This is a genomic window from Streptomyces sp. NPDC007905 (assembly GCF_042959345.1).
GTDB lineage: Bacteria > Actinomycetota > Actinomycetes > Streptomycetales > Streptomycetaceae > Streptomyces.
In genome coordinates, this window is the sequence record NZ_JBIBKS010000049.1 from 1 (window position 1) to 21,389 (window position 21,389).

Annotated in this window: 18 protein-coding genes; 12 read left to right on the top strand and 6 right to left on the bottom strand. The window is 72.2% G+C overall.

What is annotated here, in order from left to right:
* Window positions 1–121: 121 nt before the first annotated feature.
* The 3 genes from ACFZDC_RS40670 to ACFZDC_RS40680 form a co-directional block, all read right to left on the bottom strand.
* Entirely contained in the window at window positions 122–1,429 is a 1,308-nt protein-coding gene (locus ACFZDC_RS40670) for a coenzyme F420-0:L-glutamate ligase (RefSeq protein ID WP_391331975.1), read from the bottom strand.
* Complete coding sequence (cofD, locus tag ACFZDC_RS40675) at window positions 1,426–2,385, bottom strand: 2-phospho-L-lactate transferase (RefSeq protein ID WP_391331976.1); 960 nt, start codon at window positions 2,383–2,385, stop codon at window positions 1,426–1,428. Before cofD ends, ACFZDC_RS40670 begins: the two co-directional genes overlap by 4 nt.
* Before the next feature lie 91 nt (window positions 2,386–2,476).
* Window positions 2,477–3,022 carry a cupin domain-containing protein gene (locus ACFZDC_RS40680; protein WP_391331977.1) on the bottom strand — a complete coding sequence of 182 codons (546 nt, stop codon included), beginning with the start codon at window positions 3,020–3,022 and terminating at the stop codon, window positions 2,477–2,479.
* 619 nt (window positions 3,023–3,641) lie between these two features.
* Between ACFZDC_RS40680 and ACFZDC_RS40685 the strand changes: the two genes are divergently transcribed.
* From ACFZDC_RS40685 to ACFZDC_RS40695, 3 genes are all read left to right on the top strand, one after another.
* A complete protein-coding gene (locus tag ACFZDC_RS40685) occupies window positions 3,642–3,905 on the top strand; it encodes a WhiB family transcriptional regulator (protein WP_003975777.1) in 264 nt (87 codons plus the stop codon).
* A 171-nt stretch (window positions 3,906–4,076) separates the two neighbouring features.
* Window positions 4,077–7,706: a glycosyltransferase gene (locus ACFZDC_RS40690; protein ID WP_391331978.1), complete on the top strand. Its 3,630-nt coding sequence runs from the start codon at window positions 4,077–4,079 to the stop codon at window positions 7,704–7,706.
* On the top strand, window positions 7,703–9,211 hold the full coding sequence (locus ACFZDC_RS40695; RefSeq protein ID WP_391331980.1) for a DUF5719 family protein: 1,509 nt from the start codon (window positions 7,703–7,705) through the stop codon (window positions 9,209–9,211). The genes ACFZDC_RS40690 and ACFZDC_RS40695 overlap by 4 nt, the downstream gene beginning before the upstream one ends.
* Before the next feature lie 154 nt (window positions 9,212–9,365).
* Here ACFZDC_RS40695 and ACFZDC_RS40700 read toward each other — a convergent pair whose 3' ends face one another.
* Complete coding sequence (locus tag ACFZDC_RS40700) at window positions 9,366–9,749, bottom strand: metallopeptidase family protein (protein WP_391331982.1); 384 nt, start codon at window positions 9,747–9,749, stop codon at window positions 9,366–9,368.
* A 400-nt stretch (window positions 9,750–10,149) separates the two neighbouring features.
* Between ACFZDC_RS40700 and ACFZDC_RS40705 the strand changes: the two genes are divergently transcribed.
* The 6 genes from ACFZDC_RS40705 to ACFZDC_RS40730 all read left to right on the top strand — a co-directional run bounded on the left by ACFZDC_RS40705 (window position 10,150) and on the right by ACFZDC_RS40730 (window position 16,016).
* Complete coding sequence (locus ACFZDC_RS40705) at window positions 10,150–10,527, top strand: DUF3499 family protein (RefSeq protein WP_391331983.1); 378 nt, start codon at window positions 10,150–10,152, stop codon at window positions 10,525–10,527.
* Window positions 10,528–10,714: 187 nt separating this feature from the next.
* Window positions 10,715–12,079: a phosphomannomutase/phosphoglucomutase gene (locus ACFZDC_RS40710; protein WP_391331985.1), complete on the top strand. Its 1,365-nt coding sequence runs from the start codon at window positions 10,715–10,717 to the stop codon at window positions 12,077–12,079.
* Window positions 12,080–12,235: 156 nt separating this feature from the next.
* Complete coding sequence (locus tag ACFZDC_RS40715) at window positions 12,236–12,406, top strand: Trm112 family protein (protein ID WP_190149712.1); 171 nt, start codon at window positions 12,236–12,238, stop codon at window positions 12,404–12,406.
* Window positions 12,407–12,504: 98 nt separating this feature from the next.
* On the top strand, window positions 12,505–13,632 hold the full coding sequence (locus ACFZDC_RS40720) for an SIS domain-containing protein (RefSeq protein WP_391331987.1): 1,128 nt from the start codon (window positions 12,505–12,507) through the stop codon (window positions 13,630–13,632).
* Window positions 13,633–13,751: 119 nt separating this feature from the next.
* The gene (gene manA, locus ACFZDC_RS40725; RefSeq protein ID WP_391331989.1) at window positions 13,752–14,903 is read left to right on the top strand and encodes a mannose-6-phosphate isomerase, class I; all 1,152 of its coding nucleotides are present in this window, start codon (window positions 13,752–13,754) and stop codon (window positions 14,901–14,903) included.
* Between the two features lie 132 nt (window positions 14,904–15,035).
* Window positions 15,036–16,016: a cation diffusion facilitator family transporter gene (locus tag ACFZDC_RS40730; RefSeq protein ID WP_391331991.1), complete on the top strand. Its 981-nt coding sequence runs from the start codon at window positions 15,036–15,038 to the stop codon at window positions 16,014–16,016.
* A 14-nt stretch (window positions 16,017–16,030) separates the two neighbouring features.
* Here the strand turns inward: ACFZDC_RS40730 and ACFZDC_RS40735 are convergent, their stop codons facing one another.
* The gene (locus tag ACFZDC_RS40735; protein ID WP_391331993.1) at window positions 16,031–16,330 is read right to left on the bottom strand and encodes a hypothetical protein; all 300 of its coding nucleotides are present in this window, start codon (window positions 16,328–16,330) and stop codon (window positions 16,031–16,033) included.
* Between the two features lie 327 nt (window positions 16,331–16,657).
* Between ACFZDC_RS40735 and ahcY the strand changes: the two genes are divergently transcribed.
* Both ahcY and ACFZDC_RS40745 read left to right on the top strand, forming a co-directional pair.
* Window positions 16,658–18,115, top strand: coding sequence for an adenosylhomocysteinase (ahcY, locus tag ACFZDC_RS40740; protein ID WP_391331994.1), 1,458 nt, complete (start codon window positions 16,658–16,660; stop codon window positions 18,113–18,115).
* 105 nt (window positions 18,116–18,220) lie between these two features.
* The gene (locus ACFZDC_RS40745; RefSeq protein WP_391331996.1) at window positions 18,221–18,835 is read left to right on the top strand and encodes a hypothetical protein; all 615 of its coding nucleotides are present in this window, start codon (window positions 18,221–18,223) and stop codon (window positions 18,833–18,835) included.
* Between the two features lie 41 nt (window positions 18,836–18,876).
* Here the strand turns inward: ACFZDC_RS40745 and ACFZDC_RS40750 are convergent, their stop codons facing one another.
* On the bottom strand, window positions 18,877–19,923 hold the full coding sequence (locus ACFZDC_RS40750) for an RDD family protein (RefSeq protein ID WP_391331998.1): 1,047 nt from the start codon (window positions 19,921–19,923) through the stop codon (window positions 18,877–18,879).
* 143 nt (window positions 19,924–20,066) lie between these two features.
* Here ACFZDC_RS40750 and ACFZDC_RS40755 point away from each other — a divergent pair, with 143 nt between their 5' ends.
* Complete coding sequence (locus tag ACFZDC_RS40755; RefSeq protein ID WP_391332000.1) at window positions 20,067–21,074, top strand: stage II sporulation protein M; 1,008 nt, start codon at window positions 20,067–20,069, stop codon at window positions 21,072–21,074.
* Window positions 21,075–21,389: the final 315 nt, after the last annotated feature.

A 21,389-nucleotide genomic window follows, 5' to 3' on the forward strand; every position in this document is an offset into this window, starting at 1 on the left:
GCACCCCTGCCCGGCCGAACGGAAGCATCAAGCGAAGCCTCCCCGACCCCAACTCCACCAACCAGAACGACACTTAGTCGCGACAGTCTACTAGGTGAGTCCAGTCGGTCGTACGGGACACTCACCGCACCTCGATGAAGACCCCCGCGTCCCGGTCCGCCCGCGGCCGTGGCTCCTGCGCCGGATGCCCGACCGCCACCGCACCCATCGGGTCCCAGTCGGCGGGAAGCCCCAGCACCTCGCGCACCACGTCCCGGCAGAACATCGTCGACGACACCCAGGCCGACCCCAGCCGCTCCCCGGCCAGCGCGACGAGCAGGTTCTGCACCCCCGCGCCCGTCGCCACCACGAACATCTCCCGCTCGGCGCCGTCGCGCCGCGCGTCCCCGTAGGTGTGCGAGCCGTCCATGACCAGGCACGGCACGACCAGATACGGGGCGTTCCGCAGCACGTCCCCGCGCCGGACCCGCCGGGCGATGGACTCCTCGCTCTTGCCGTCCCGGCGCAGGTCCGCGATCCAGGCGTCCCGCATCGCGTCGAGCAGCCGTACCCGCGACTCCTCCGACTCCAGCAGTACGAACCGCCAGGGCGTGGTGTGGTGCGGTGCGGGCGCGGTCACCGCGGCGGCCACCGCACGCCGGACGGCGCCGGGGTCCACGGGTTCGTCGGTGAAGGCCCGTACGGTGCGGCGCTGCGTCACGGCCTCCCGCACGGCCTCGGACGTGCCCAGCCGGAACATGTCGTCCCGCGCGGTACGCACCAGCGCCCGCGCTCCCTCGCCGTGCTCGTCGGACACGGCATGGGCCAGCCCGCGCACCACGGCGACCGGCCGTCCCGCCGCCTTGCCCTTGACCAGGTCACCGGCGGCGGCCAGCTCGTCGGCGGTGGCGACGACGGTGGCGCCGAGCGGATTGCCGTACGCGTCCGTCCCCCCGCGCAGATCGTCCAGCACGCGCACCCCGGCTGCGCCGATCGCCACGTCCGTGAGCCCCGAGCGCCAGGGGCGCCCGAAGGTGTCCGTGACGACGACACCGATGGTGACGCCGAGCGCGTCGCGCAGCCCGTCGCGGATCGCGCGGGCGGAGGCGTCCGGATCCTCGGGCAGCAACAGCACGGTTCCGGCAGGGGTGTTGGAGGCGTCGACCCCGGCGGCGGCCATGACCAGGCCCTGCCGGTTCTCGACGATGCGCAGCACGCCGCGCCGGGCCACCACCCGTACGGTCTCGGCGTCGATCGCGGCCTCCCGGTCGGCCGCCTGGACGAGCCGGCCCTCGGCCTTGGACACGATCTTGGAGGTGACGAGCAGCACGTCCCCGTCGGCCAGGCCGGGCTCGGCCGCGGCGATCAGCTTGGCCAGGTCGTCGCCCGGCTGCACCTCGGGGATCCCGGACGGGGCCCAGACCCTGTACTCCGGGCGCTCCTCGCTCATGCCCCCCGCACCTCCTCGGCCAGCGCCAGCGCCTCCCGCGCCATCTGCGCGACCGCGTCCAGGTCGGTCATCATCAGGGGTACGGCCCGGCAGCGGATCCCGTCCGCCTCGACCTGCCCGACCGCGCCCGCGTCGACGGTGTCGACCAGCCAGCCGTCCAGCAGGCCGGAGCCGTAGTGCTCGGCCACCGCCGCTGCCGTGGACTCCACGCCGACCGCGGCGAGCACCTTGTCGGCCATCCCGCGCACGGGCGCGTCCCCGACGATGGGGGACAGGCCCACCACTGGTACGCCCGCGTCCGCGATCGCCTCGCGGATGCCGGGCACGGCGAGGATCGTGCCGATGGACACGACCGGGTTGGACGGCGGGAAGAGGATGACGTCCGCCTCGGCGATGGCCTCCAGGACACCCGGCGCGGGCTTCGCCCGCTCGGCGCCGACCGGCACGACGGCCTCGGCCGGGACCGAGGCGCGCAGCCGCACCCAGTACTCCTGGAAGTGGATCGCCTTGCGCTCGCCGTCCAGCTGGACGGCCACGTGGGTCTCCACGCGGTCGTCGGTCATCGGGATCAGGTTCACGCCGGGCTTCCAGCGGTCGCACAGCGCCTCGGTGACCGCGCTCAGCGGATAACCGGCGCCGAGCATCTGCGTCCGCACGATGTGCGTGGCGAAGTCCCGGTCGCCGAGCCCGAACCACTCCGGGCCGACGCCGTACGCCGCCAGCTCCTCCTTGAGGTGGAAGGTCTCGTCGGCACGCCCCCAGCCCTGCTCCTCGTTGATGCCGCCGCCCAGCGTGTACATCACCGTGTCGAGGTCCGGGCAGACCTTCAGCCCGAAGAGGTGGATGTCGTCGCCGGTGTTGCCGATGACCGTGACGTCCGCGTCCGGCACGGCCCGCTTCAGACCGCGCAGGAAACGGGCACCGCCGATGCCGCCTGCCAGAACCACAATGCGCATGGAAACAGTGTGTCAGCCGCCAGGCCGACCCGTTGAGGGGTGGTGGCCGGGTGACGGGCGGCCACGTCTGGCAGGCGGGTACGACAATGCGTCAGGCAGTCACCGCACGCGGCTCGGTACGCGCCTCGCAGTGCGGGGAGGTGTGCATCGGCATCTCGGTCAGGCCCGGGTAGTAGACGTGCAGGCTCACCGCCGGTTCCAGCGCGTCGTTCACCACCTCGTGCACATACCCCGGCGCGAAGACCCGCTGTGCGCCGGCCGTGAGCGTGTGCGTGCGCCGCTCGGTGTGCTCGGTCAGCGTCCCCTCGAGGACGGTGAGGACACCGGAGGAGCGGCCGTGGTCGTGCAGCCCGCTGCCCTGCCCGGGCACCCAGGACAGCAGCCACACCTCGTAGCCGATCGGGGTCTCCCCTGCTCGAGCGGAGCCGAGAGCTTGGGGAACGGTGCGCAGCCGGTGGTACCAGCGGGCCGTGGCGTCGTAGCGGACGAGGTGCGCCCACTGGGAGCGGTCGGCGGCGATGGCGCGGGCGAGGCCCGCGAACTCGGCGACGGTGGCCGGGTGCTCGCGCGGCGGCTGGAGCAGGTGCGGGACTTCGAGGATGTCGCCGGCGATCTGGAGGTCGTTGTCGCTGTTCATCGGGTGCGGTGATTCCTCGCGGAAGAGTGGGATGCCCGGGACTGGGGGTCCTGCGAAGGAGGAAGCGGTCGAGCCTTGGGACTCGACGACAGCCGGAGCGCCGGCTCAACAGCTGGAACAGCAACAACAGCTACAGCGAACCCGGGCAGCACCGTGGGACCCGGCGGTGCGGGTCGAGGTGAGTGCCAAGTTCGCGAGCATGCCCACTAGGACACCGGTTCACACCCGCACTGTCAACTCGACGCCCGGAATGTGGGACATGCTTCATCTCATCCGGTTCATCTGTCAGGTGAAAGGTTTGTTCACCCGGAACCCGGGACACATGGCGCACTACCGAGCGCTCGAGCCTCGAGGAACGCGATCGAACACAAGGGCGTCCTCCTTCGTACAGAGGTCCGTACGGGGTCCGTCGCCCTTCTGGGCCTCGTCTGCGTGTCAAGGTTTAAGTCGATTTGAACACTTTCCGCACGGCCTTGGTTCCGCAGAGTGAATAACGGGCTCAATAGCAGATCTCGGCTTGACTCGCCCGGAGCAGCACACTTGTAATTTCACTCGTGTCGTTCAGCCGAAATCGGTAACGGCTACGCACGGGGACGCGAAAGACAGACGAGGGGCGCACATGACCGAGCTGGTGCAGCAACTGCTGGTCGACGACGCGGACGAGGAACTCGGCTGGCAGGAGCGCGCGCTGTGCGCCCAGACCGACCCCGAGTCCTTCTTCCCCGAGAAGGGCGGCTCCACAAGAGAGGCGAAGAAGGTCTGCCTCGCCTGTGAGGTGCGCTCCGAGTGCCTCGAGTACGCCCTGGCCAACGACGAGCGCTTCGGCATCTGGGGCGGTCTGTCCGAGCGTGAGCGCCGCAGGCTGAAGAAGGCCGCCGTGTGACCGCACGAACACGGACATACTTCGCGAACGGCCCGTCGCCGGTGGGTTATCCACAGGGGGCGGGCCGTCGTCATGGGCAGCCGATAGTGTGGTCGCTCGTCCGAGACGCCCCGCTGTCCCCTCGGGGCACAGGCGTCCACCGCAGTCCATCGAACCGGGGCCCGTACCTCGATGTCCGTGCACAGCCACAGCCATGCGGCAGCCCAAGACGGCGCTGCCACCCCTGAGTTCCCGCGTCATGTGGTGACCGCGGTCCTCGTCTCCCACGACGGCGCCCGCTGGCTGCCCGACGCGCTCGCCGGGCTGCTCGGCCAGGAGCGCCCCGTCCAGTACGCGGTGGCGGCCGACACCGGCAGCGCGGACGACTCCGCCCAGCTGGTCGCCGAGACCCTCGGTGACGACCGGGTGCTGCACCTCGCCCGGCGCACCGGCTTCGGCCAGGCCGTCGAGGAGGCGACCCGGATCGCCCCCGTCCTCACCCCGGACGAGCTGCCGTACCTCAAGCGCCCCAGCGGCTGGGACCCGGTCACGCGCAGCTGGCGCGACGACGCCTACGACCTGCCGGAACTGCCGCACGGCGAGCCCGTCCAGTGGCTGTGGCTGCTGCACGACGACTGCGCACCCGAACCCGACGCCCTCGCCCAGCTGCTCCGGGTCGTGGACAACGAACTGGAACTGGGCCGCGACGACGTCGCGGTCGTCGGCCCGAAGCTGCGCGGCTGGTACGACCGCAGGCAGCTGCTGGAAGTCGGCGTCTCCATCGCCAACTCCGGCCGCCGCTGGACCGGCCTCGACCGCCGCGAACAGGACCAGGGACAGCACGACCACGTGCGCACCGTGCTGTCCGTCTCCACCGCCGGCATGCTCATCCGCCGCGACGTCTTCGAGCAGCTCGGCGGGTTCGACCGCAGGCTGCCCCTGATGCGTGACGACGTCGACCTGTGCTGGCGCGCCACCGCGGCCGGCCACCGCGTCCTCGTCGCCCCCGAGGCGGTCGTCCGGCACGCCGAGGCGGCCTCCCGCGAGCGCCGTACCGTCGACTGCGTGGGCCGCACCGCCGCCTCCCCGCACAAGGTCGACAAGGCCGGCGCCGTCTACACCCTCCTCGTCAACACCCGCGCCGCCGCCCTGCCCTGGGTGCTGCTGCGGCTCGTCCTCGGCACCCTCATCAGAACCGTCGCCAATCTCGTCGGCAAGGTCCCGGGGCAGGCCGTCGACGAGATCCGCGGCCTGCTGGGCACCCTGCTGCGGCCCGAGCGGATTCTCGCCGGACGGCGCCGCCGCGGGCCCTCGCGGATCGACAAGGGCGAACTGCGCCAGCTCTTCCCGCCGCCCGGCGCGACCGTCCGCGCCACCGTGGAACAGTTCGCGGGCAACTTCTCCGGCGGCTCCGACAGCGACACCTCCTCGGCCGGCCGGCACGGGGGCGCCGTCGAGTCCGGGCCGGGCGGCGACGACGCCGACTTCCTGGAGATCGAGCAGTTCGCCCGGTTCAAGCGGATCGCCCGCAAGCCCGGCCCGGTGCTCTTCCTGGCCCTCCTCCTGGTCTCGCTCGTCGCCTGCCGCGCGCTGCTCGGCGGCGGCGCGCTCGCGGGCGGCGCCCTGCTGCCCGCCCCGGCCGGCGCCGGCGACCTCTGGTCCCGCTACACGGACGCCTGGCACCCGGTGGGCGCCGGCGGCACCCCGCCCGCACCGCCCTACCTCGCCGTCGTCGCGACCCTCGCCTCGATCCTCTTCGGCTCCTCGGGACTCGCGGTCACCGTCCTGCTGGTCGGCTCGGTGCCGCTGGCCGGTTTCACCGCCTACTTCGCCTCCCGGCCCCTCGTCACCTCCCGCCTGCTGCGCGCCTGGGCGGCCATCGCCTACGCCTTCCTGCCGGCCGCCACCGGCGCCCTGGCCGGCGGCCGCATCGGCACCGCCGTCCTCGCCGTGCTGCTTCCGCTCATCGCGCGCGCGGGCATCGCCGCGAGCGGCCTCACCAGGGCCTCCGGCACGCGCGGCAGTTGGCGCGCGACCTGGGCGTACGCGCTGCTGCTGACCATCACCACCGCGTTCACGCCGATCGTCTGGCCCATCGCCCTGATCCTCGGCATCGGCGTGCAGGTCCTGCGCCGCGGCGACCTCGTCGCCCACGGCCTGCGCTTCCTCGCCCAGCTCGGCACCCCGCTGCTGATCCTCGCCCCGTGGTCGCTCACGCTGCTGCCGACCGGCTTCTTCACCCAGGCGGGCCTGGACTACGGCGCCTCCACCGCCTCCGCGCTGGACCTGCTCGGCGCGAGCCCCGGCGGCCCCGGGACCGTGGACGGCCTGATGCTCATCGGCATCGTCCTGGCAGCCCTGGCCGCACTGCTGCGCTCCGAACGCCGGTTGGGCGTGCGGATCGCCTGGGCGGTCGCCCTGGTGGGGCTGGTCTTCGCCGTCCTGTCCAACCACTCCACCTGGGCCGGACCGGCCACCCTCGTCTACGGCATCGCCCTGCTGGCCGCCGCCGCGCTCGGCGCCGACGGGGCACGCGCGCGCGTGGCCGAGCAGAGCTTCGGCTGGCGCCAGCCGGTCGCCGCCCTCATCGCCTTCGCCTCGGCGGCGGGCCCCCTGCTCGTCGCCGCCGGCTGGATGATCGGCGGCGCCGACGGCCCGCTGGAGCGCCGCGACCCGGTGCAGGTGCCCGCGTTCGTCGCAGAGGACGCCACCACCCGCGACCAGGCCCGCACCCTGATCCTCGACAGCGACTCCACCGCACGCGTGCGCTACACGTTGGTCCGCGGCTCCGGCGCCCGCATGGGAGACGCCGAACTCGCCGCCGCCGACGGAGGGAACGCCAAGCTCGACAAGGTCGTCGCCAACCTCGTCGCCGGCTCCGGCGCCGACCAGGCCGGTCAGCTGGGCGGCTTCGCCGTCCGCTACGTCCTCGTCCACAAGGGCGCACCCCGCGAGGTCACCCGCGTCCTGGACGCCACGCCCGGGCTGAGCCGGCTCAGCCAGCAGAACGGCGGCGCCCTGTGGCGCGTCGACCAGCAGGTCTCCCGCGCCACCATCGTGGCCGCCGGCGGCTCGGGCACCGCCCAGTCCGTCGCCGCCGGGCCGGTGGAGATCCACACCACCGTCCCCTCCGGCTCGGGCAGCCGCGTCCTGCGCCTGGCCGACGCCGCCTCCGACGGCTGGACGGCCACCCTGGACGGCAAGCCGCTCACCCGCACCACGGTCGACGGCTGGGCCCAGGGGTTCCAGCTGCCCTCCACCGGCGGCACGCTGGACGTCGTCTACGACGCCCCGGTCGCCCACACGGCCTGGCTGTGGGCACAGGGCGCGCTCGCCGTCGTCCTCGTCGTCCTCGCCCTGCCCGGCCGCCGCCGCGACATCGACGACGACCTGCCCGAGGAGCAGCCGCGGCCGGCCCAGGCCACCGCGGGCGAGGGCCGCCGCGCCCGCCGTCTGCGCGCCCAGGCCGAGGAGCCCGCCGCCGAGGACCAGCCCGCCCCCGGCGCCATGCCTCCTCCTCCGGAGGAGGCGCCGGCAGCCGTTCCCCAGCAGCAGTCCTACGGCGACTGGGACTACACGGGTGCCGAGTACGGCGGCTACGGCGCCGACCAGTACCAGGGCGCCGGGCAGTACCCGTCCGGCGGCTACGACCAGCAGGCGTACCAGCCCGACTCCTACCAGACCGGCCAGTACGACCCCTACGCCTCCGGCGGTGCGGCCGAGCAGATGCCCTACGACCCCACGGCCTACCAGCAGGGCTACGACCCGGCCCAGTACCCCTACGGCACCGGCAGTGAGCGCCCCGACGGGAGCGAGCAGTGAACCGCACCACCCTGTCCCTGATCGCCGGTACGGCAGCGCTGGCCGCCGTCACCGCCTTCGCCGCGCTCGACACGCCCTCCGCGTCCGGCGCGGGCCCCGCCAGGGCGGCCGCCGAGCTGCCCGTGGAGCGCACCAGCCTGCTGTGCCCGGCGCCGAGCATCTCCGACATCGCCGACACGTCGTACACGTCGTTCACGCCCGTCACCAAGGGCGCGGCGAGCGGTGGCAAGGCCGAACTCCAGGCGGCCGCCGAGCAGTCGGCCGACGGCACGAGCGGCACCAGGACGGGCAAGGGCACCAAGAAGAAGGCCGGCAAGCCGGTCCTCACGCCGAAGGAACCCGGCACGCCGGCCACCGGGGACACCTCAGGTGCCGACGCGCCCGCCCTGGTCGGCACCGCCGACGGGAAGTTCGCGCCGGGCTGGACCGTCCAGGAGACCACCGAGGTCGCCGCGGGCACCGGCCGTGGCCTCCAGGGCGTCAACTGCACCGCCCCGGACACCGAGTTCTGGTTCCCGGGCGCCAGCACGTCCGCCGACCGCACCGACTACGTGCACCTCACCAACCCGGACGACTCCGCCGCCGTCGTCGACATCGAGCTGTACGGCAAGAACGGGGCGATCAAGTCCACGGTGGGGGACGGCTTCACCATCCCGCCGCACGGCAGCAAGCCGGTCCTGCTCTCGACCCTCACCGGCGAGCGGCAGACCGACCTGACCGTGCACGTCAGCGTGCGCAGCGGGCGGGTCGGCGCGGCGGTGCAGGCCTTGGACGACAAGGTGGGCGGCGACTGGCTGGCCGCGTCCGCCGACCCGGCCGGCAGCCTGGTCCTGCCCGGCATCCCGAAGGACGCCAGCGACGTCCGTCTGATCGCGTTCACGCCCGGCGACGCCGACGCGGACCTGAAGCTCCGCCTGGCCTCGCCCGGCGGCCTGATCACCCCGGCCGGGAACGAGACTCTGCACGTCAAGTCCGGTATGACGACCGCGGCCGACCTCCGCGACGTCACCCGCGGCGAGGCGGGCTCCCTGGTCCTGACCCCCACCGACCAGTCGGTTCCGGTCGTGGCGGCACTACGGGTGGTCCGCGGCAAGGGCGCCAAGCAGGAGACGGCGTTCATCCCCGCCACGGCCCCCGTCGGCACCCGCGCGACCTCGGCCGACAACAGCGGCAGGACCACGACCCTCTCCGTGACCGCCCCCACCACCACCGCCACGGTCAAGGTCACCGCGTCGGCGGGCAGCGAGGGCGGTGCCCCGGTGACGAAGACCTACACGATCAAGTCCGGTACCACCCAGGACATCGCGGCCCCCGTCCCGTCAGGCCTGAAGGGCACGTATGCCCTCACGCTGGAGCCCGTCTCCGGCGGTCCTGTCTACGCCGCCCGCACCCTGTCGGCCACGGAGTCCGGCATCCCGGGCTTCACCGTCCAGACCCTCCCGAGCGACCGGGGCCTGGTATCGGTACCGAAGGCGGACGAGGACTTGTCGGTGGTGCAGAAGTAGGCGGGGGCGGGGCTGGGCCGAGGGTGCAAGCGCATCCCCGGCTCAGCCCTGGGGCGGTCCCGACGGGTCAGGCCAACTCCCGGCGACGGTGCCGTGCCGGTCCAGATGGACGCGCCATCCCCCGCGATTCCGGCATGATCCGCCGGACAGGGCCTCAGTCCTCCCCGTACCGGGGATCCACGGTCTCCGGGGTCAGCCCCAGCAACTCGGCCACCTGCTCCACGACCACCTCGTGCACCAGCGCGGCCCGCTCGTCCCGCCCCTTGGTCCGGATCTCCACCGGCCGCCGGTACACCACGACCCGGGCCCGCCGCCCGTCACGCGCGGGGATGATCCCGCCCAGCGGCACGGCCTCGTCGCTCCACGCCTCCGTACCGCGCCTCTCGAGCCGAGGCACCTCGAGCACCAGGAAATCGATGTCGGCCAGCTGCGGCCAGCGCCGTTCGAGACGATCCACGGAGTCCTGCACCAGGTCCGCGAACACCTCGGCGCGGCTGGCCGCCAGCGGCACCTGCGGCGGCGCGATCGGCCCTCGCATGCCCCGCCCGTGACGATCACGGCGACGGGGCCCGGGGCCGGTGGCACGGGGCGGTACACGGTTCTCCATCACTGGTGAAGCCTATTCCCCGCACGCCCCGCTCGCCCGGCTCCACGCGGCAACCGGCCACGTGCCCTCTCATGTCGCAGGATGACCATTCCAGCCAAGGTCTGGCTCGTTTCCGTAACGCTCCAAGACCGGCAAACTCAAGGCAATTGACGTTGTTTGTACCGACTCATGACCGGACGCGGACCCGCCGAAGAACCCGCTCAGTCCCGTCCACGCAGGTCAGCTGGGTGAGTTCGGAAAGGTGTGTGGGGCGCTTCACAACACGACACGGTGGAGTGACCTGGGGAAGAGTCGTCGCGGCCCGCTCAAGAGTGCGGTACCGTCCAACGTCGTGAGCCCTGTACGTCGCTGTTCGCGCACCGCCTGCGGCCGACCCGCCGTCGCGACGCTGACGTACGTCTACGCCGACTCGACCGCGGTCCTCGGCCCGCTCGCCACCTACGCCGAACCCCACTGCTACGACCTGTGCGCCGAGCACTCCGAGCGCCTCACCGCCCCCCGCGGCTGGGAGGTCGTCCGCCTCCTCGACCACTCCGCTCCCGCGCGACCCAGCGGAGACGATCTGGAAGCGCTTGCCAACGCCGTGCGCGAGGCGGCCCGCCCCCAGCAGCGGGCGGCCGAGGCGGGCGGCGGCGGAGCGCGCACCGTGGACCCCATGGAGGTCGCCCGCCGCGGCCACCTTCGCGTCCTGCGTTCCCCGGACAACTGAGCCCCGCTCACCGGACAACTGAGCCCCGCTCACCGGCGCTCGACCCCCTGCCACCACCCCACGCCGCCCTCCGCCTCGCGTTACGACTCGGAGGCGACCGGGAGTCCACCTGGTGTCCGCACACCCGGCCCTTACCCCTACCAGGTAGTTTGTGGGCACCCATAGGACTTTTTCAGGAAGGTTGGCCGTGGCTGCTGATCTGTCGCAGATCGTGAAGGCGTACGACGTACGCGGAGTGGTCCCGGACCAGTGGGACGAATCGTTGGCCGGCCTCTTCGGTGCCGCTTTCGCCGAGGTGACGGGTGCGGCGGCGATCGTCGTGGGCCACGACATGCGCCCCTCGTCCCCCGGCCTGACCCGAGCGTTCGCGCGCGGCGCGGCGGACCGCGGGGTGGACGTCACCGAGATCGGCCTGTGCTCGACGGACCAGCTGTACTACGCCTCGGGCGCGCTGAACCTGCCGGGCGCGATGTTCACGGCCTCCCACAACCCGGCGCAGTACAACGGCATCAAGATGTGCCGCGCGGGTGCCGCCCCCGTCGGCCAGGACACGGGCCTCGCGCAGATTCGCGAACTGGTCGAGCGGTGGCTGGAGTCGGGCGCTCCGGAACCTGCCGCCGAACCGGGAACCCTCACCACGCGCGACACGTTGGAGGACTACGCGGAGCACCTGCGCTCCCTGGTCGACCTGACCTCCGTCCGCCCCCTGAAGGTCGTCGTCGACGCCGGCAACGGCATGGGCGGCCACACGGTCCCCACGGTCTTCGCCGGCCTGCCGCTGACCCTCGTCCCGATGTACTTCGAACTGGACGGCACCTTCCCGAACCACGAGGCCAACCCGCTCGACCCGGCCAACCTCGTGGACCTGCAGAAGCGGGTCCCGTCGGAGGGCGCCGACCTGGGCATCGCCTTCGACGGCGACGCCGACCGCTGCTTCGTCGTGGACGAGAACGGCGACCCGGTCTCCCCCTCGGCGATCACCGCGCTGGTCGCCGCGCGCGAGCTGGCCCGCAACGGCGGCAAGGGCACGGTCATCCACAACCTGATCACGTCCCGTACGGTCCCGGAGGTGGTGAAGGAGAACGGCGGCATCCCGGCCCGCACCCGCGTCGGCCACTCCTTCATCAAGGCCGAGATGGCCCGGTCCGGCGCGATCTTCGGCGGCGAGCACTCCGCCCACTACTACTTCAAGGACTTCTGGAACGCCGACACGGGCATGCTGGCCGCCCTGCACGTCCTCGCGGCCCTCGGCGGCCAGGACGGCCCCCTGTCCGCCCTCGTCGCCCAGTACGACCGCTACGCCGGCTCCGGCGAGATCAACTCCACGGTCGCCGACCAGGCAGCCCGCCTCGCCGCGATCCGCACCGCCTACGAGGGCCGCCCGGGCATCACCCTGGACGACCTCGACGGCCTCACGGTCTCCGCCGCCGACTGGTGGTTCAACGTCCGCCCGTCCAACACGGAACCCCTCCTGCGCCTGAACGCGGAGGCGAAGGACGAGGCAACGATGACCAAGATCCGCGACGAGGCGTTGGCGATCATCCGGGCCTGACCCCGGGACCTCGCCGGCGGGTGGGCGTAAAACCGGCCGCTCAGGGGGCGGAGCCCTGGGCGGCACCTGCACCCACCGCGCCTCACAACGCGGCCACCAGCGGTACTCTGACCAGCACATCGGCAAAGCCGTACCCCGCCCCCGAAGGGACACCCCATGCCGCTCGAAGCCGGCCTCCTGGAGATCCTCGCCTGCCCGGCCTGCCACGCCCCCCTCAAGGAGCAGGACACCGAGCTGATCTGCACCGGCCAGGACTGCGGCCTGGCGTACCCCGTCCGCGACGGCATCCCGGTCCTGCTCGTCGACGAGGCCCGGCACCCCGCGTAAGAGCCCCGCCACCGGCGCGACGACGGGGCGCACCGCGCGTCCCGGGCCCCGCGTCGGACACCCCGAAACAGGAACCCGGCGATCGGAGGCTGCTGCCCATGCTCGACGAATCGCTGCTCGACAGCCCGGAGGGCCTCACCGAGGCCGACCACAGGGGCCTCCTGCGCGGCGCGGCCGAGGCCGGCGCCCGCGTCCGCACCGCAGCCCGGCACGCCGCCGAGGCCGGAGTCGGCGACCTCAAGCCCGACGGCCGCCCCCGCGCCGTCCTCATCGCAGGCCCGGGCGCGGCCGCCACCCACACCGCCGACCTGCTCGGCACCCTCGCCGGTCCCGGCAGCCCCGTCATCCGGGTGGCCCCCACCGGTGTCGCCCCGGCCGCGGGCGCCCTGCGCTGGGAACTCCCGGGCTGGGCCGGCTCCGTCGACCTGCTGCTGATCGCCACCCCGGACGGCACCGAACCCAGCCTCTCCCTGCTCGTCGAGCAGGCCTACCGCCGCGGCTGCTCGGTCGCGGCCGTGGCGCCGGCCCGCACCCCGCTCGCCGAGGCCGTGTCCGGCGTGCACGGCATGTTCGTACCGATGGCGACGGCGCCGTACGACCAGGAAGAACCGCTCGCCGCGTCCTCCCCGGGCGTCTTCTGGGCCCTGCTCACCCCGCTGCTGGCGCTCCTCGACCGCATCGGTCTGCTCGGCGCCGCGCCGGACGCCCTGGAGAAGGTCGCCGACCGCCTGGACCACATCGCCGAACGCTGCGGCCCCGCCATCGCGACCGACAGCAACCCGGCCAAGACCCTCGCCGTCGAACTGGCCGACGCCCTGCCCGTCGTATGGACGGAGGGCGCCTCGGCCGGGCCGGCGGGCCGCCGTTTCGCCGCCGCCCTCGCCGAACTGGCCGGGCGCCCCGCCGTGGTCGCCGAACTCCCCGAGGCACTCGCCGCGCACAGCGCCCTGCTGGCCGGCCCCCTCGCGGCCAGCGCCGACCCCGAGGACTTCTTCCGCGACCGCGTGACGGAGCCCCCCGCCCTGCACGCGCGCGTGGTGCTGCTCCGTGACCGTCCGATCGGCGGCCTCACCGCCGCCCCCGCCGCCCGTGACCTGGCTCTCAGCCACGACACCCCGATCAGCGAACTCGAACCGGAGGAGGGCGGCGAACTGGAGACCCTCGCGGAACTGATCGCCGTCACAGATTTCGCCGCCGTTTACCTGGCGCTCGCTTCCGGGGCCTGATCTTGCTCCAGGTCGCCGCACCCGGGCCCGCTCCGGGGCGTCCGACCCGCGCCCGCCCCCGGAACGGGAACCGGCACGGCGCCGGCCGAGCAGCGTACGTACGGAGACAGAGAAACCACATGGACCGCCTCGACAACACCATCCGCCCCTACGCCTGGGGTTCGCCCACCGCCATCCCGCACCTCCTGGGTGCCGAGCCGACCGGCGAACCGCAGGCGGAGATGTGGATGGGAGCCCACCCCGGCGCTCCCTCGGGCACAACGCGCGGGACGCTCGCCGAGGTCATCGACGCCGACCCGGAGCGCGAACTCGGCGCCGGCGCGATCGCGAAGTTCGGCCCGCGACTGCCGTTCCTGCTCAAGATCCTCGCCGCAGGCGCCCCCCTGTCCCTCCAGGTGCACCCCGACCTGGAGCAGGCCAAGGAGGGTTACGCCGAGGAGGAGCGGCGCGGCGTCCCCGTCGACGCGCCGCACCGCAACTACAAGGACGCCAATCACAAGCCCGAACTCATCTGCGCCCTCACCGAGTTCGACGGCCTGTGCGGCTTCCGCGACCCGGCCCAGGCGGCCGACCTGCTCGACGGCCTCGGCGTCGACTCCCTGAAGCCGTACGTCGACCTGCTGCACGCCCACCCCGAGGACGCGGCCCTGCGCGAGGTCCTCACCGCGATCCTCACCACGGACCCCGAGCAGATGGCCCACACGGTCGCCGAGGCCGCTGCCGCCTGCACCCGCCTCGGCGGCGACTACGCCCCCTATGCCTACGTCGCCCACCACTTCCCGGGCGACCCCGGCGTCATCGCGGCCATGCTGCTCAACCGGGTCCGACTGCAGCCCGGCGAGGCGCTGTTCCTCGGCGCCGGCATCCCGCACGCCTACCTCAGCGGCCTCGGCGTCGAGATCATGGCCAACTCCGACAACGTCCTGCGCTGCGGGCTGACCCCCAAGCACGTCGACGTCCCCGAACTGCTGCGCGTCGTCCGCTTCGAGGCCGGTGACCCGGGCGTGCTGCGGCCCGAGGCCTCCCCGGACGACGAGGAGGTCTACGAGACGCCGATCGACGAGTTCCGGCTCTCCCGGTACGTCCTGCCCGAGGGCGGCACCCCGCACGACCTCACCCTGGACACCCCGCAGATCCTGCTCTGCACGGCCGGTTCCGTCCGGGCGGGCGAACACGAACTCGCACCCGGCCAGTCCGTCTTCGTCCCGGCGGCCGAGAAGGCCCAGGTGTCCGGCGCCGGCACGGTCTTCCGCGCCACTGTGATCGTATGACCGGAGCTGTGGATACCCGAGGCGCCGCCGCCCCGCCGGGCTGCAAGAATGACCCACCGGCAAAGCACGGGCAAAGACGGGTACACGCCTGGACGGCGTAGACGTACGAGGGCGAAGGGACAACGCGGACACATGAGCGCGTCAGGCGGTACCAGGGCGATCGTGGCGGCACTCGGCGCCAACCTCGCGATCGCGGCATCGAAGTTCGTGGCGTTCGCGTTCAGCGGCTCCTCGTCGATGCTCGCCGAGGGCGTCCACTCGCTCGCCGACTCCGGAAACCAGTTCCTGCTGCTGATCGGCGGGAAGAAGGCCCAGCGCGAGGCGACCCCGCAACACCCCTTCGGCTACGGCCGCGAGCGGTACATCTACGCCTTCCTCGTCTCGATCGTCCTCTTCTCGGTCGGCGGCATGTTCGCCATCTACGAGGGCAGCGAGAAGATCCGCCACCCGCACGAGATCGAGCACTGGTACTGGCCGGTGGGCGTCCTCGTCTTCGCGCTCATCGCCGAGGGGTTCTCCTTCCGCACGGCCATCAAGGAGTCCAACGAGCTGCGCGGCAAGCTGTCCTGGTCGCAGTTCATCCGCCGGGCCAAGGCCCCCGAGCTGCCCGTCGTGCTCCTGGAGGACTTCGGCGCCCTCATCGGTCTGGTCCTCGCCCTCGGCGGCGTCGGCCTCGCCCTGCTCACCGGGAACGGCGTCTGGGACGGCATCGGCACCGTCTGCATCGGTGTCCTGCTCGTCCTGATCGCCCTCGTCCTGGCCGCGGAGACCAAGTCGCTGCTGCTCGGCGAGGCCGCGGGCATCGAACAGGTCAAGAAGATCGAGGCCGCGATCGTCGACGGCGACACGGTCACCGGTGTCATCCACATGCGCACGCTCCACCTCGGCCCCGAGGAACTGCTGATCGCCGCGAAGATCGCTGTCCGGCACGACGACACGGCCACCGAGGTCGCGAACGCCATCAACGCGGCCGAGGCCCGCATCCGCGCCGCCGTCCCCATCGCCCGTGTCATCTACCTCGAACCGGACATCTACAGCGCGGCCGAGGCCGCCAAGGGCCCCGACCCGGAGGCGACCCCGGGCGGCCCGACCCCCCACGCGGCCGGCCACTGAGGCGGCCGGCCGGCTCAGCCCGGCTGCACGGGCCAGGACGCCGGCTGCACCGTCGGCGCCTTTCGCCGCCGTGCCGCCAGGGCGCCGACCCCCAGCCCGATGCCGCTGAGCACGACCACCCCGCCGAAGAGCAGGGCCGCGCCCAGCAGCGCCGGGACCGTACGGTCGTCCGTCACCCGGCCCCGCACGGCGTTCACGGACACCGTGCCGCCCTGCTCGGCGAGGTGAAAACCCGAGTCCTGGGAATTCGCGCGGCAATCGCCCAGCAGGAACAGCCGCTTCTCCGGGATCTTCAGGTCATACGGCCTGTACACGCCATCGGCGTCACCGACGTACACGCTTCCGCACCCTGCACCCTGCACCCCGCACCCACGACCGGCCACAGGCCGTGAACGGCGTGAACCGTTCGGAGGCGGACTGGGGACGGCCCGGCCCTCCGGTGTAGCTTGGGACGGAGCCAGACGTCGCTGCTGATGGCGGTCGGGCGGTCCCAGCGGACCGGCCGAGGGAGAGAGGGCCTCCGACGGACTGCGCTGCGCGTACGCGGGCATGCCTGTGTCCTCTTGTCGGGCACCCCTGTGTCCGCCGCCGCGCAGACCAGCCCTACCCACCCTCGACCCCATCCCGAGGAGCAGCTCGCAATGACGACTGTCGACAACCGACAGGACTTCAAGGTCGCCGACCTCTCCCTGGCCGAGTTCGGCCGCAAGGAGATCACCCTCGCCGAGCACGAGATGCCGGGCCTCATGGCGATCCGCAAGGAGTACGCCGAGGCTCAGCCCCTCGCCGGCGCCCGCGTCACCGGCTCCCTGCACATGACCGTGCAGACCGCCGTCCTCATCGAGACCCTGGTCGCCCTCGGCGCGCGTGTCCGCTGGGCCTCCTGTAACATCTTCTCCACCCAGGACCACGCGGCCGCCGCCATCGCCGTCGGCCCGAACGGCACTCCCGACAACCCGCAGGGCATCCCGGTCTTCGCCTGGAAGGGCGAGACCCTGGAGGAGTACTGGTGGTGCACCGAGCAGGCGCTGACCTGGCCGGACAGCCCCACCGGCGGCCCCAACATGATCCTGGACGACGGCGGCGACGCCACCCTCCTCGTCCACAAGGGCGTCGAGTACGAGAAGGACGGCAAGGTCCCCGGCCTGGAGACCGCCGAGTCCGACGAGCACCGCGTCATCCTCCAGCTGCTGCACCGCACCCTGGGTGAGAACCCCCAGAAGTGGACCCAGCTGGCCTCCGAGATCCGTGGCGTCACCGAGGAGACCACCACCGGCGTCCACCGCCTGTACGAGATGCAGCGCGACGGCGTCCTGCTCTTCCCGGCGATCAACGTCAACGACTCCGTCACCAAGTCGAAGTTCGACAACAAGTACGGCTGCCGCCACTCCCTGGTCGACGGCATCAACCGCGCCACCGACGTCCTGATCGGCGGCAAGACCGCCGTCGTCTGCGGCTACGGCGACGTGGGCAAGGGCTGCGCGGAGTCCCTGCGCGGTCAGGGCGCCCGAGTGATCATCACCGAGATCGACCCGATCTGCGCCCTGCAGGCGGCGATGGACGGCTACCAGGTCACGACCTTGGACGAGGTCGTCGAGACCGCCGACATCTTCATCACCACCACCGGCAACAAGGACATCATCCTTGCGTCCGACATGGCGAAGATGAAGCACCAGGCGATCGTCGGCAACATCGGCCACTTCGACAACGAGATCGACATGGCCGGCCTCGCCAAGATCCCGGGCATCGTCAAGGACGAGGTCAAGCCGCAGGTCCACACCTGGAAGTTCCCCGACGGCAAGGTCATCATCGTGCTGTCCGAGGGCCGCCTGCTGAACCTGGGCAACGCCACGGGCCACCCGTCGTTCGTGATGTCCAACTCCTTCGCGGACCAGACGCTGGCCCAGATCGAGCTGTTCACCAAGCCCGACGAGTACCCGACCGGCGTCTACGTGCTGCCCAAGCACCTCGACGAGAAGGTCGCCCGCCTGCACCTGGACGCTCTCGGCGTGAAGCTCACCAAGCTGCGCCCGGAGCAGGCCGCCTACATCGGCGTGGACGTCGAGGGCCCGTTCAAGTCGGACCACTACCGCTACTGAGTCCGAAGGTCCGCAGATCCTCCGAGGCAGGCCCCCGCACCCCCGTGCCGGGGGCCTGCCCCTTTGGCCTGTGGCCGGACCAGCCCGTCAAGACCCAGGACCCCCATGCCCCGCGGCCGTTATTCGCTCCACGATCCGCACGATCACACCCCCCTCGCGGAAGAACACTTCCAGTGCGCCCCCGGCCCGTCCGGCTGGCGCTACGTCTCCCAGCTGACCACCCCCACGGGCGATCACCTGGGCTCGGTCGACCTGGCCCTGGACGACCGCGGCCGCCCCATCCGCCTCGAACTCCACGCGGGAGGCTGGCAGGTGCGCGGCGCCGCCCTCGACGGCGTCACCTGGGTCCGCACCGACCCCACCGGCACTCACGCCACCGAAGGCAATGTGCGCGCCCACGCCTTCACCGGCACGTCCCCCGCATTCCTCGTGGCCACCGCCCGCCTCCTGCGCCTCACCCCCTCGTCCACCGCCACCCGCGTACGCCTCGTGGCCTTCACGGACCCGGTCCTCGCCCCGCTGACCGTGGACCAGTCCTGGGCCTTGGTGAACAGCGAAGCACACGCCACTGACAACGGCCCCCTGACCGTGGACGAATACCAGGTCACAGCCCTGGACACCGGCGAACAGCACACCGTGCACATCGCCGGCGACGTGGTCCTGGCCGCGCCCGGGATCGAGCTGGAGGACCTCCAGTCACCGCCGTCGAGGTTCGACTGACCGACCCGGCTCGACAGAAAACCTCGGCGCCCCGCGGCCCGCTACGCCGGCGGCGCGAATCCGGTGGAACCCGCACCCCCGGCCGGCCGGCCGGACGGCGGCTCATCCCGCTGAGGCGACGCCGGGGGCGCGCCCGGAGCCTGCGACTGCGGCCGGCCCGGAACCTGGGCCGGGGCAGGCTGAGCAGTCTGAGCAGGACTCTGGGGCCAGAACGGCGCCTGCGGCTGATACGCGCTCGCCCCGGGCGGCTGCGGCACCGGCGGATAACCGCCGGGCATACCGCCGCCGGGCACGCCGGGTACGAAGCCGGTGGCCGCGCTTCCCGGCGCGAGCGGTCCCGAGCCCGCGAACGCCTGCCGTGCCTCGCGAGCCTGCCGCTCATGGACCACGGCCGCGAGGAACGCGGCCGGGTGCACCCCCTGCGGTACCGGAGTTCCGGCACGAGCCGTGAGGTCGGCCGCCAGCCGCTGCGCCATGTCATGGGACACCTGCGGATCGAGCTGCTGCATCCGCGTCAGGTACTGCCGCACGGCCAGCCACAGCCCGTCCGGTACGGCCGACAGATCCAGCTCGGCGAATCGCCCCGCCAGCCATGGCGGAGGAGGAGGCACGACACCGGCCCGCCCGACGGGTATCCGCTCGCGCACGACCAGCGTGCCCGAGAAGACGTCCCCGAGCCGCCGTCCCCGCGCCGACACCAGTGAGGCGATGCAGGCCACGACCCCGAAAGTCAGCAGGATCTCGACCACCCCGATCGCGCCCCGCACCAGCGCGTGCCGGAACCGGATCGGCCCGCCGTCGTCCCGCACCACACGCAGCCCGAAGGCCAGCTTCCCCAAAGAGCGCCCATGACTGAGCGTCTCCACCGCGATCGGACCGCCGACCAGCATCAACAGGAACGTCGCGATCGACAGCGCGACCTGAGCGGCGTCGTCCAAGGACGAGGTCGACGCCACCAGCGCGATCGTCACGCCGATGTACACCAGCACGGCCACGACCAGGTCGAGCAGCACCGCCAACGCCCTGCTCGGCAGCTTCGCGGGGCGCAGTTCGAGCGCCACCGCCTCGCCGGTCACCAGCTCACTCACGCCCGCCGCCCTTCCCCTGATCTGCCCCGTGAACCGCAAGTCTGCCAAGCTGAGGGCGCATCGCGCCGCAGTACGACAAGCTGACAGCATCACGAGCACTCACGACGAGCAGTGGACGACCAGCCGAGGAGCAGGCAGACCCCATGGACCTGGACGTCTTCGTCTCCGCACACCGAGCCGAATGGGACCGCCTCGACGCTCTGCTCCGCCGCCAGCGCAGCCTCAACGGCGCCGAGGCCGACGAGCTCGTCGCCCTCTACCAGCGCACCGCCACCCACCTCTCCCTCATCCAGTCCAGCGCGCCCGACCCGCAACTGACCGGCCGGCTCAGCCGGCTCGTGGCACGCGCGCGCAGCGCAGTCACCGGGACCCGCCGCGCCTCGTGGCGCGACGTCACGCGTTTCCTCGGCCAGGGTTTCCCCGCCGCGGTCTACCGCGCCCGCCACTGGTGGGTGCCCACCGCGCTCGTCTCCACCGCCATCGCGATCCTCCTGGGCTGGTGGATAGGCACCCACCCGGAAGTGCAGTCGAGCATCGCGGCGCCCAGCCAGCTGCGTGAGCTGACCCGCCCCGGGGGCGAGTACGAGACCTACTACTCGAGCCACCCCGCGGCCTCCTTCGCCGCCCAGGTGTGGACGAACAACGCCCGAGCCGCCGCGATGTGCCTCGTCCTGGGGATCTTCCTGGGCCTGCCCGTGCTCTGGATCCTCTTGGAGAACATGCTCAACCTGGGGGTCGGCCTCGGCCTGATGTCCTCCGCCGGCCGCCTCGACACCTTCCTCGGCCTGATCCTCCCGCACGGCCTGCTCGAACTGACCGCCGTCTTCGTCGCCGCCGGCACCGGCCTTCGCCTCGGCTGGACCCTCATCGACCCCGGTCCCCGCAGCCGTCGTACCGCACTCGCCGAGGAGGGCCGGGCGGCGGTGGGCATGGCCATAGGCCTCGCGCTGGTCCTGTTCGTCTCCGGTGCCATCGAAGGCTTCGTCACCCCGTCCGGGCTCCCCACCTGGGCCCGCATCGGCATCGGGGTCGGGGCCGAGCTGGCATTCCTGGCGTACGTCTTCGTCCTCGGCGGCCGCGCGGCACGTACCGGCCAGACGGGTGATCTCGAAGCGGCCGAACGCAGTAGCACGGTCCCCACGGCCGCCTGATGTGCGTGCAGGCCCTGTGAGCTGCTACTCTCCTCTTCGCCCCGCGAGAGCCGTTGACACGGCTGGAGGGGGGAGGTAGATTCAATGAGTTGCCTAGAACTGGACAGGTTCGGGGCTGATCGTTAACATCTACCGCTGCCCGAGAAGTTGCGACTGCACTTCGGAGGAGCACCTCCCGATTACTACTCAGAAATGAGTGGCCGGTTAGTCCGGCCAAAATCTTCTGATAAAGTCGGAACCGCCGGAAAGGGAAACGCGAGAGCGGAAACCTGGAAAGCGCCGAGGAAATCGGGTCGAGAAAAGATCTGATAGAGT